This window comes from Phenylobacterium sp. (genome assembly GCF_036263695.1).
In the GTDB taxonomy this organism is placed as follows: domain Bacteria; phylum Pseudomonadota; class Alphaproteobacteria; order Caulobacterales; family Caulobacteraceae; genus Phenylobacterium.
Window position 1 is genome coordinate 1 of record NZ_DATAGM010000029.1, and the last position, 10,810, is coordinate 10,810.

13 protein-coding genes are annotated in these 10,810 nt (G+C 69.1%); 9 read left to right on the forward strand and 4 right to left on the reverse strand.

The features are described from left to right. Positions 1–1,506 (reverse strand): MFS transporter (locus tag VHK87_RS01065; protein ID WP_329633045.1); only part of this gene is annotated, 1,506 nt, incomplete at its 3' end. A gap of 66 nt (positions 1,507–1,572) precedes the next feature. Next, positions 1,573–1,794, reverse strand: a complete 222-nt coding sequence (locus tag VHK87_RS01070) for a hypothetical protein (protein ID WP_329633046.1) — start codon at positions 1,792–1,794, stop codon at positions 1,573–1,575. Between the two features lie 166 nt (positions 1,795–1,960). On the opposite strand from VHK87_RS01070, the gene VHK87_RS01075 reads away from it, so the two are divergent. The 4 genes from VHK87_RS01075 to VHK87_RS01090 all read left to right on the forward strand — a co-directional run bounded on the left by VHK87_RS01075 (position 1,961) and on the right by VHK87_RS01090 (position 4,504). Continuing rightward, positions 1,961–2,287 (forward strand): PadR family transcriptional regulator, encoded by a 327-nt coding sequence (locus VHK87_RS01075; protein WP_329633047.1) that lies wholly within the window; start codon positions 1,961–1,963, stop codon positions 2,285–2,287. Continuing rightward, the gene (locus VHK87_RS01080; protein WP_329633048.1) at positions 2,284–2,838 is read left to right on the forward strand and encodes a DUF1700 domain-containing protein; all 555 of its coding nucleotides are present in this window, start codon (positions 2,284–2,286) and stop codon (positions 2,836–2,838) included. Before VHK87_RS01075 ends, VHK87_RS01080 begins: the two co-directional genes overlap by 4 nt. 18 nt (positions 2,839–2,856) lie before the next feature. Continuing rightward, positions 2,857–3,648 carry a GIN domain-containing protein gene (locus VHK87_RS01085; protein ID WP_329633049.1) on the forward strand — a complete coding sequence of 264 codons (792 nt, stop codon included), beginning with the start codon at positions 2,857–2,859 and terminating at the stop codon, positions 3,646–3,648. 118 nt (positions 3,649–3,766) lie between these two features. Further along, positions 3,767–4,504: a ParA family protein gene (locus VHK87_RS01090; protein ID WP_329633057.1), complete on the forward strand. Its 738-nt coding sequence runs from the start codon at positions 3,767–3,769 to the stop codon at positions 4,502–4,504. A 143-nt stretch (positions 4,505–4,647) separates the two neighbouring features. Here the strand turns inward: VHK87_RS01090 and bfr are convergent, their stop codons facing one another. Both bfr and VHK87_RS01100 read right to left on the reverse strand, forming a co-directional pair. Beyond that, a complete protein-coding gene (bfr, locus tag VHK87_RS01095) occupies positions 4,648–5,130 on the reverse strand; it encodes a bacterioferritin (protein WP_329633050.1) in 483 nt (160 codons plus the stop codon). A 162-nt stretch (positions 5,131–5,292) separates the two neighbouring features. Continuing rightward, positions 5,293–5,478: a (2Fe-2S)-binding protein gene (locus VHK87_RS01100; RefSeq protein WP_329633051.1), complete on the reverse strand. Its 186-nt coding sequence runs from the start codon at positions 5,476–5,478 to the stop codon at positions 5,293–5,295. Positions 5,479–5,628: 150 nt separating this feature from the next. Between VHK87_RS01100 and VHK87_RS01105 the strand changes: the two genes are divergently transcribed. The 5 genes from VHK87_RS01105 (at position 5,629) to VHK87_RS01125 (ending at position 10,792) form a co-directional block, all read left to right on the forward strand. Continuing rightward, positions 5,629–7,059, forward strand: coding sequence for a cytochrome ubiquinol oxidase subunit I (locus VHK87_RS01105; protein WP_329633052.1), 1,431 nt, complete (start codon positions 5,629–5,631; stop codon positions 7,057–7,059). Further along, positions 7,056–8,081, forward strand: a complete 1,026-nt coding sequence (gene cydB / locus VHK87_RS01110) for a cytochrome d ubiquinol oxidase subunit II (RefSeq protein WP_329633053.1) — start codon at positions 7,056–7,058, stop codon at positions 8,079–8,081. The genes VHK87_RS01105 and cydB overlap by 4 nt, the downstream gene beginning before the upstream one ends. 147 nt (positions 8,082–8,228) lie before the next feature. Next, the gene (gene thiE / locus VHK87_RS01115; RefSeq protein ID WP_329633054.1) at positions 8,229–8,879 is read left to right on the forward strand and encodes a thiamine phosphate synthase; all 651 of its coding nucleotides are present in this window, start codon (positions 8,229–8,231) and stop codon (positions 8,877–8,879) included. A 60-nt stretch (positions 8,880–8,939) separates the two neighbouring features. Beyond that, entirely contained in the window at positions 8,940–9,734 is a 795-nt protein-coding gene (locus tag VHK87_RS01120; protein WP_329633055.1) for an inositol monophosphatase family protein, read from the forward strand. Further along, entirely contained in the window at positions 9,731–10,792 is a 1,062-nt protein-coding gene (locus VHK87_RS01125; RefSeq protein WP_329633056.1) for a glycerophosphodiester phosphodiesterase, read from the forward strand. The genes VHK87_RS01120 and VHK87_RS01125 overlap by 4 nt, the downstream gene beginning before the upstream one ends. Positions 10,793–10,810: the final 18 nt, after the last annotated feature.

The window sequence follows — 10,810 nt, forward strand, 5'->3', positions numbered from 1 at the left end:
GAAGCCGCCGAACCAGCCGTTGCCGACGTGGTAGGGCAGCGACATGGAGGTGTACCGGATCCTGGCCGGGAACATCTCCACCAGGGCCGCGGCGATCGGGCCGTAGACCATGGTGACGTAGAGCATCAGCACGAACAGCACGCCCACGACCAGCGGGCGATTCACCTGCGCCGGGTCGGCCTTGGCCGGATAGCCGGCGGCCGAGAGCACCGTGCCGACCTGGCCCTGCCACGTCTTCTTGGCTTCATCGAACTGCGCCTTCGGCATGCCTTCGCCGTCGAAGCTGTTCACCGCCACCTGACCGACCTGCACCACCGCCAGCGACCCGGCCGGCGCCGGGCGGCTCTCGTAGGAAATGCCGGCGCTGGCCAGGTGCGACTTGGCCACGTCGCAGGATGAGGCGAAGGTCTGCCGCCCGACCGGGTCGAACTGGAACGAGCAGTCGGCCGGATCGGCGATGACGCTGACCGGCGCCCGCTCCGACGCGGCGGCGAGCTGCGGGTTGGCGGCGGCCGCCAGCGTCTTGAACAGCGGGAAGTAGGTCATGACGGCCAGGAAGCAGCCGAGCAGGATGATCGGCTTGCGGCCGATCTTGTCCGACAGCCAGCCGAACACGATGAAGAAGGGCGTGCCCAGCAGCAGGGCGATGGCGACGAGGCTGTTAGCCAGCGAGCCGTCCACCTTCAGCATCCGCTCCAGGAAGAACAGGGCGTAGAACTGGCCGGTGTACCAGACCACCGCCTGGCCGGCGGTGAGGCCGGCCAGCGCCAGCAGCACCAGCTTCAGGTTCGGCCAGCGGGCGAAGCTCTCGGTCAGCGGCTTCTTGGAGGCCTTGCCCTCCTCCACCATCCGCTGGAACACCGGGCTCTCGTTGAGCCGCAGGCGGATCCAGAGCGAGACGCCCAGCAGGATGATCGAGACCAGGAAGGGGATCCGCCAGCCCCAGTCGCGGAAGGCCTCTTCGCCCAGGTTGCTGCGCACCAGCAGGATGACGATCAGGCTGAGAAACAAGCCCAGCGTCGCCGTGGTCTGAATGAAGCTGGTGTAGAGGCCGCGGCGGCCGGGCGGCGCATGCTCGGCCACGTAGGTCGCCGCCCCGCCGTACTCGCCGCCCAGCGCCAGCCCCTGGATCAGGCGCATGACGATCAGAAGGATCGGCGCGGCGACGCCGATCTGGGCATAGCTCGGCAACAGGCCGACGACGAAGGTCGAGAGCCCCATCAGCAGCATGGTCACCAGGAAGGTGTTCTTGCGGCCCCACAGGTCGCCCAGCCGGCCGAACACCAGGGCGCCGAACGGGCGGACCGCGAAGCCCGCCGCGAAGGCCAGCAAGGCGAAGATGTATCCGGTGGTCTCGTTGACGCCCGAGAAGAAGTGCTGGGTGATGAACCCCGCCAGCGAGCCGTAGAGGTAGAAGTCGTACCACTCGAAGACGGTGCCGGCCGATGCGGCCCCGATCACCGTGGCGTGCTGGCGCCCGCTCCTCTGCCCCGCCGCGTCCGACATGCGATCTCCCTAGGCTCTTCTGCGAGAGCCTAGAGGCGAAGCTTGCGGCTTAGAAGGGGCGCCCGCTTAACGGGGGGCGCCCACCCGGTGCTTGGGATCGGCAGGACCCTGATTGTCGCCGACGTTCGGGTGGTCGTACTGCTGCCGTGTGGCGGCTTCTGTGAGGGCGTCCTTGCTGCGATCGCGGCGCGCATTGCGCGCCATTCCCCACGCGATGGCGGCGCCCAGGAGGGCGACGCCGATCACCGTCACCATCATCCAGAAGGCGCCAGAGCTGATGTCGAGCATGCGCGTCTAACTCCAGGTCTCGTCAGACCTTCAGAACAGGCGGGCGGCGGAAACGATCCCTCACCGGGGACCGGACCTTACTACGAGTTAATGCATGCTAGCTTGCATCACCTAGTACCTTGCGTAAGACTTCAGCACGACGGACGCGAAGGGAACGGGCGGCCAAGTGACCGAGACCATCCAGGTTCAGCTGAAGAAGGGCGTGCTGGAGCTCTGCGTGCTGGCGCTGCTCTCGCGCGGCGATGGCTACGCCTACGACATCGCCAGCCGGCTCGCGCAGGCGATCGACATGGGCGAGGGCACGATCTACCCGCTGATGCGCCGCATGCAGGCCGACCGGCTGGTTGAAACCTACCTGGTCGAGTCGCCCGCCGGGCCTCCCCGCAAATACTACCGCCTGACCGACGCCGGCCGGGCGAGCTTCGAAACCCAGAAGGCCGCCTGGGCCAAGTTCTCGGGCGCCGTCGCGACCATCCTTGGAGAGGGGCAATGACGCGGCAGATCTTCCTTCAGCGGCTGCGCGACGGCCTGCGCGGGCTGCCCCCGCAGACCATCGACGACATCGTCGCCGACTATGAGGCCCACTTCGTCGAGGGCGAGGCCGCCGGCCGCAGCGAGGCGGAGGTCGGCCAGGCGCTGGGCGATCCGGACCGGCTGGCCCGCGAGCTGCGCGCCGAGGCCGGCCTGCGCCTGTGGGAGGAGCAGAAGAACCCCTCGGCGGCCATGGGCGCGGTGTTCGCGGTGATCGGCCTGGGGGCCCTGGACCTGCTGATTGTCCTACCCGTGCTGATCGGCCTGGTGGGCGCCCTGTTCGGGATCGGCATGGGGGTGGTCGCCGCCTTTTTCGCCGGCGGCGCTGTGTTCATCGGCGGGCCCTTCTTCGACCCGCCGGGCGGGGCGGTGACGGCGATCTTCGCGGGCCTGGGCCTGATGGCCGGCTCGATCTCGGCCGGCGCGGTGCTGACCCTGATCACCATCGGGCTGGTGAACGCCCTCGTCTGGTACGGGCGGCTGCACTTCCGCCTGCTCAAGCCCGCCCTCTAGCCTGAAGGACGCAACGCCATGATCCGCAACCTCGTGCTGATCGCCGTCGCCGGCTTCTTCACGGCCGTCATCTGCCTCACCGCCGCGGTGAGCTTCGGGGGGCCGGACCTTTTCACCAACCACGACTGGCATCGCAACTTCGGCGACTGGGAGGACGACGTGGACGACCAGGTCGAGCGGCGCCTGGACGAGGCGGCCGACGCCCCGGCCAACCGCGAGCTCCCGTGGACCGGCGAGAGCCTGGATATCGACATCCCCGCCGAGGTGCGGTTCGTCCAGAAGGAAGGGCCGGCCACCGTGGTCGTGAGCGGTCCGAGCGGGCTGGTCCACCAACTGCAGCTCGTGGGCGGCCGGATCAGCGGCGACGACGACGAGGACGGCTGGCGGCGCGTCAGCATCACCATCACCGCCCCGCGCATCACCGAGTTCCGGCTGGACGATGAGGACACCCTCGTGGTCGACGGCTACGACCAGGACCGGCTGATGCTGACCATGGAAGGCCGCGCCGATGTGTCCATCCAGGGCCGCGCCGAGTCGCTGACCCTCAACATCGGCGAGTCGGCCGACGCGGACCTGTCGCAGCTGCGGGCCGGCGAGGTGCTGGCCAACGTGAGGGACTACGGCGAGGTCAGCCTCGCTCCGCAGGCGCGCGCCGACGTGAAGGTGGCCGATTCGGGCAAGGTGACCCTGGTCAGCCGCCCCGGTCAGCTGCACAGCGACGTGACGGGCCGCGGAAAAATCATCGAAGCCGGCGCCGCGCCCGAAAGCGCGCCCAAGACGGGGGAAGTCGCCCAGGACGCGACGAGTTAACGCGGCAAAGCGCCTTCCTTCCGCCCGCAAGGCGAGCGAGGTTTAACGAAACCTGCGCGTATGCCCTATATGCGCGCCGGCCCTTTTTCGCGGACCCGAGGTATTGCGCTTGCCGACCGTGGCGTTTGTCAGCCCCAAGGGGGGTGCGGGGAAGACCACCGCTTCGATGCTGCTGGCCCTGGGCCTGTCCGAACAGGGACACCGGGTGGCGATGATCGACGCCGATCCCAACAAGCCGCTGGTGCACTGGGCCTCGCTGCCTGGCCGGCCGAACACCATCAGCGTGCACGCCGCGCCCTTCGAGATGGACCTGCCCGATGCGCTGCGCGAAGCGAACGGCAAACGGCCGGACTGGATCATCTTGGACACCGAAGGCTCGGCCCGTGTGGGCCTGTCGTTCACGGCGGTGAAGCCGGACCTGGTCATCACCCCCCTCGCCTCCTCGGCCCTGGAAGCGCTGCAGGCGCTGAAGATGGCCGAGATCGTCGGCAATGCGGAAAAGAAGCTGCGCCGGCCGATCCTGCACGCCTGCCTCCTGACCCGCCTTCCGGCCGCCGTCCGGCCCAAGTCGCTGAAGGGCATCGTCGAGCAGCTTAGGCTCAACAACATCGCCATCCTGCCGACCGGGATCATCGAGAAAGAAGCCTTCCGGATGATCTTCGCGCTGGGCGGCGACCTGGCCTCGCTGGAGCGCAACGGGGTCTACGGCGTCGGACAGGCGCGGACCATCGCCCACACCTACGTCAACGCCGTGAAGGAATTCATGGGCCTGACGCCGCCCAAGCCTGAAGTGGAAGCCGAGGCCGCCCCCGCCGCGCCGCCTCACCCGCAGGCCATCGAGGGCCGGATCGGCTGATGCCCGACGAGGCCCGGATCGTCTACCTGCTGCTGGCGGCGGCCCTGGTCGGCCCCGCGGCGTTCGGGATCATCAAGCGCTGGCTCGACCGCCGCCGCTGAGCGCCCCCTCCACCGCCTTCGGCGGCCGGGGGTGCGGCGCGCTCAGTCCCCTTCCAGCTCGCCCATGGCGCTCTGCATGTAGTTCTGCTCGCCGAGCGAACGCAGCAGGCCGACCTGGGTCTCCAGGAAGTCGATGTGCTCCTCGGTGTCGGAGAGGATTTCCACCAGCACCTCGCGGGAGACGAAGTCGGCGGCGGCCTCGCACTGCTTGACGCCCTCGACCAGCGTGACCCGGCCGGAGGTCTCCAGCTCGAGGTCCGCCATCAGGCCTTCGCCGACGCTCTCGCCGATCTTCAGCTTGTGCAGGTCCTGCAGGTTGGGCAGGCCCTCGAGGAACAGGATCCTACGGATCAGCTTGTCGGCGTGTTTCATCTCGCCGATTGACTCTTCGTAGGTGATCTTGCCGAGCCGCTTCAGGCCCCAGTTCTCGTACATGCGCGCATGCAGATAGTACTGGTTGACCGCCGTCAGCTCGTTGGTCAGCACGGCGTTGAGAAGCCGAATGATGTCCCTGTCGCCCTGCATCGAAACTCTCCGTCACTATTCGCGCGCAGCCTTTCCGCGCGTCGGGCGGGGAGTCAAAGCCTATCTTTGCAAGTGATTTGCGGTCGCTGATTTCGTTGCGCGCGCCGCCGACAAGTCTCTGATTTTATTATGGGGCCGCTGGTAATCGGCGCCTTAGTCAGACTATTCGGCGGCGTACTTCAGCGACTCGTCCTGCTCGTCCAGCAGCTGGCGCATGTCGCAGACGCAGCGGGCGCACTGGGGCTTGGAATCACAAGCCTTGAAGATTTCGGCCGGGCGGCGGGCGCCGGCCTGGATGGCGGCGCGGACCTGACGTTCCCGGATCCCGTTGCAATTGCAGACGTACAACTTGCGAACCCCTCGCAGATGAATCCTATGTACCAGATGCGAACGCCGTTGCAACTCATTAGCAACTAGGTGGTTGCGGCGCCCCGTCGCGGAGCCGGCGGCGAGCTTCAGCGTTCCACAGCGGGACGGGGCGCGGCTCGCGCGCGCCGGGTGCGAGGCCTGATCGACATGGACGCCGAGGCCCTGCTGCTGTCGCGGCTGCAGTTCGCCTTCACCATCGCCTTCCACATCATCTTCCCGAGCTTCACGATCGGGTTGGCGAGCTACCTTGCGGTGCTCGAGGGCCTTTGGCTGACGACCAAGAACGAGGCGTTCAAGACCCTCTACCTGTTCTGGGTGAAGATCTTCGCCCTCTCCTTCGGCATGGGCGTCGTGTCCGGGGTGGTGATGAGCTACCAGCTCGGCACCAACTGGAGCGTCTTCTCGGCCTTCGTCTCGCCGGTGATCGGGCCCCTGTTCGCGTTCGAGGTGCTGACTGCGTTCTTCCTCGAGGCCAGCTTCCTTGGGGTGATGTTGTTCGGCTGGCGCAAGGTCGGGCCGCGGCTGCACTTCGCATCGACCACCCTGGTCGCCGTCGGCACCTTGGTGTCGGCCTTCTGGATCATCTCGGCCAACAGCTGGATGCAGCACCCGACCGGCTACACCCGCCTTCCGGACGGCTCCCTCTTGGCCACCAGCTGGATGGAAGTGATCTTCTCGCCGACCTTCCCCGAGCGGTTCACCCACATGGTGCTGGCGGCCTACCTGACCACCGCCCTGGTGGTCGCGGGCGCCTCGGCCTGGCGGCGGCTGAGGGCGCCGGGCGAGACGGAGTCGGCGATCTCCCTGCGGATGGCGGTGGGCATGCTGGCCATCGTCGCGCCCCTGCAGCTGTGGGTCGGCGACATCTCCGGCAAGCAGATGCTGGAGAGCCAGCCCTCCAAGCTCGCCGCCATCGAGGCCTTCTGGGAGACCCGGGCCGAGCAGCCGTTCCACATCGCCGCCTGGCCCGACCGGGCGACCGAGTCCAACCGCTGGGAGATCTCGATCCCTAAGATCGGGAGCTGGATCGTGGCCGGCGAGACGACCGCCGAGGTGCCGGGGCTGAAGAGCCTCGCGCCCGAGGACCGCCCGCCCGTAGCCATCGTCTTCTGGGCCTTCCGGATCATGGTGGGGTTGGGGATCGCCATGATCGGGCTGGGGCTCTGGGGCGCCTTCCTGTGCTGGCGGACGCGGGGGCCGGAGCACAATCGGCCGTACCTTCGAGCCTGCGTGGCCATGGGCCCGACCGGCTTCGTCGCCGTGATCGCCGGCTGGGTGGTCGCCGAGGTCGGCCGTCAGCCCTACGTCGTCTACGGCGTGCTGCGGACCGCCGACGCGGTCTCGCCGGTGGGCGCTGGCGAGGTCTCGGCCTCGCTGCTGGCGTTCCTGGTCGTCTATGGGATCGTGTTCAGCGTCGGCGCCCTCTACATCCTGCGGCTGATGGGCGAGGGGCCGGTGGCTGGGTCTGGCGAGCCGCCGCCCGAGCATCCCGGTCCGCGCCAGCCCAGCCAGCCGATGGCGGCCGCGCCCGCCGATCCCGACCCGGAGGCCGGCCGATGAGCCTAGACCTGCCGCTGATCTGGGCCGGGATCATCGCCGTAGCCGTGCTGATGTACGTGCTGCTCGACGGCATGGACCTGGGGCTGGGGATCCTCTTCCCCTTCGCCGGCTCGCCCGCGGAGCGGGACATCATGATGGACACCATCGCCCCGGTCTGGGACGGCAACGAGACCTGGCTGGTGCTGGGGGGCGGGGGTCTGTTCGCCGCCTTTCCCATTGCCTACGCCGTCCTGGGGCCGGCGCTCTACGTCCCCATCCTGCTGATGCTGCTGGCGCTGATCCTGCGCGGCGTCGCCTTCGAGTTCCGGGCCCGCGGCCGGCGGCGCGGCAAGGCGTTCTGGACCGGCGCCTTCTGCGTCGGCTCCGTGGTGGCGACGCTGGCGCAGGGGTTCGTGCTCGGCGGCTTTATCCAGGGGGTGCGGATCGAGGGCGACGCCTTCGCCGGCGGCGCCTACGACTGGCTGACGCCCTACACCGTGCTGGTCGCCGTCGGGCTGGTGTTCGGCTACGCCCTGCTGGGCGCCTGCTGGCTGATCTGGCGGACTGAGGACGAGCTGCACGGCCGGGCCCGCCGCTGGGCCTGGACTAGCGCGGCGGGCGCCGCCCTGCTGCTCGCCGCTGTCAGCCTTGCCACCTTGTTCGTCCATCCGGAGGTCGCCGTCCGCTGGGGGTGGGAGGGTGGCCGATTCGACTTCGGACGCCTCGCGCCGCTGCTTGCCATCCCCGCCGTGGGCGCGGCGGGCCTGGCGCTGCTGGTGGGGGGGCTGAAGCGCCATTCGCACGCCCTGCCCTACGTTGGCGCGATGATCGTCTTCCTGTCCGGCTACATCGGCCTGGCGGTGAGCTTCTTCCCGAACATCGTCCCTTACGACCTGACCTTCCGGCAGGCGGCCTCGGCGGACAATGCGCTGGGCCTGATGCTGGTGGGGGTGGCCATCCTGCTGCCGGTGATCCTCGGCTACACCTTCTGGGTCTATTGGCTTTTCCGCGGAAAGGTGACGGCGGGTGCGGGCTATCATTGAACCCCCGCCCGAGGGCGAACCCGTCGGCCCGCTGTGGCGTAGGCTGGCGTGGTTTTTCGGCCTCGCCGCCGCCGGGGCTCTGGCCACCGCCGCCGTCGCTTACGGCCTGAGGGCGCTTCTCGCCGCGGGCTGATATAGAGCCCCGCCATGAGCAAAGCCGACTGCCGCCTCTACCTGATCACGCCGCCCACCATCGACGACCTGGCCGAGTTCGGCCGCGACCTCGCCCATGCGCTGGACGCCGGCGATGTCGCCGCCCTGCAGATCCGCTTGAAGGACGCACCCGACGAGATCATCGCCGCCGCCGTCGAGGCCCTGACGCCCATCTGCCTGGCCCGCGACGTGGCGGTGATCCTCAACGACCGCCCGGACCTTGCGGCGAAGCTCGGCTGCGACGGCGTCCATGTCGGCCAGTCCGACGCGCCCTATTCCGAGGCCCGCCGGCTGATGGGCCCCGACCGGATGGTCGGCGTCACCTGCCACGACAGCCGGCACCTGGCCATGGAGGCCGCCGAGGCCGGCGCCGACTACGTGGCCTTCGGCGCCTTCTTCCCGACCGCCACTAAAGAGGCGCCCACCCGCGCCGAGCCCGAGATCCTGACCATCTGGCAGGAGAGCATGCAGACCCCCTGCGTCGCCATCGGCGGCATCACCGTTGAAACGGCCGCCGAGATGGCCAAGGCCGGCGCCGACTTCATCGCGGTGTCCGCCGGCGTCTGGAAGCATCCGGAGGGCCCGGCGGCGGCGGTGAGGGCGCTCAACGCCGAGATCGCCAAGGGGCTGGCGGAGCCGGGCTAAGCGCCTTGCCTTGGCCCCACCCTGCCACTATCCCGGCCCCTCGACGCCCACGGAGACCCGATGTCCACCCAGTCCGCCCTGTTGAAGGTGATGAGCGATGCGGCTCGCAAGGCCGCGCGCGGGCTGAACCGCGACTTCGGCGAGCTGACCGAGCTGCAGGTCTCCAAGAAGGGCGCCGCCGACTTCGTCTCGGCCGCCGACCTGAAGGCCGAGCAGGTGCTGTTCGAGGCCCTGAGCAAGGCCCGGCCCGGCTACAGCTTCCACGGCGAGGAGCGGGGGCTGATCGAGGGCACCGACAAGACCCACACCTGGATCGTCGATCCGCTCGACGGCACCACCAACTTCCTGCACGCCCTGCCGCACTTCGCGATCAACATCGCCCTGCAGCGCGACGGGGCGATCGTCGCGGCGGTCACCTACAACCCGGCCAGCAACGAGCTGTTCTGGGCGGAGAAGGGCAAGGGCTGCTACGTCAACGACAAGCGGCTGCGGGTCGCGGCGCGCACGCGGCTCGACGAGTCCCTGCTGGCGACCGGCATCCCGTTCCTGGGCCATGGCCAGCACGCCAAGTTCCTGAAGGAGCTGCACCAGATCAGCCAGCGGGTCTCCGGCGTGCGCCGGTTCGGCTCGGCGGCGCTGGACATGGCCTACGTCGCGGCCGGCCGGTTCGACGGCTACTGGGAGCGGGACCTGAAGCCCTGGGATCTGGCCGCCGGGATCCTGCTGATCACCGAAGCCGGCGGCAAGGTGACGGACGCCGACGGCGGCGAGGACGTGCTGGCCAAGGGCAGCGTCTGCGCCGCCAATCTGGACATCCACCCGCTGCTGCTCGACCGGCTGAAGGCCGCCGCATGACGAGCCTGACGCGCCGCGCGCTCGCCGCGGCGGGTCTCGCCGCGGCCGCGCTGCCGGCGCGCGGTCAGGTCACGGGCAAGCGCCCCCTGGTCATCGCCCATCGCGGAGCCAGCGGCCAGCTGCCGGAACACACCCTCTCCTGCTACCTGCTCGCCATTCAGCAGGGCGCCGACTACATCGAGCCCGACCTGGTGGTGACCAAGGACGGCATCCTGGTCGCCCGGCACGAGAACGAGATCTCGGCCACGACCGACGTCGGCTCCAAGCCGAACTTCGCCCGCCGGAAGAAGACCAAGACCATCGACGGCAAGCCCGTCGAGGGCTGGTTCGTCGAGGACTTCACCCTGGCCGAGCTGAAGACCCTGCGGGCCCGCGAGCGGCTGCCGAACATCCGCCCGGCCAACACCAAGTACGACGGCAACGAGGCGATCCCGACCTTCCACCAGATCGTCGAGCTGGCGCGCACCGAGAGCGCCAAGGCCAGGCGCACCATCGGCGTTTATCCGGAGATGAAGCACCCGAGCTACTTCCGCTCGATCGGTCTCGCCCTCGAGCCGCGGCTGGCGGCGGCCCTGAAGACCCAGAGCCTGGATTCGCGCAGCTCGCCGGTGTTCGTGCAGAGCTTCGAGCCCGAGGCGCTGCGGCGGTTCCGCCGCCTCTCGCCGGTGCGCCGCGTCCAGCTGATCGCCGCGGAGGGCGGACCGGCCGACCAGAAGGGCGGCCGCTACGCCGACATGCTTACGCCCGCCGGGCTCAAGGGGATCAAGGCCTACGCCGACGGGATCGGGGTCGAGCTGCCGCTGGTGCTGAAGCTGGACGACGGCGCCCTCGGCCCCCCAACCCCGCTGGTCGGGAACGCCCACGCCGCCGGCCTGCAGGTCCACGCCTGGACTGTGCGCGCCGAGAACCACTTTCTGCCGGCCTCGCTGCAGCGCGGAACGGCGCCCGACGCCTACGGCGACGTCCACAGCCTGCTGCGGGCCTTGTACTCAGCGGGCGTCGATGGCGTGTTCAGCGACTTCCCCTGGGTGGCCGTGCAGGTGCGCGGCGGGAAGTGATCTTCCCTCCCCATGAAG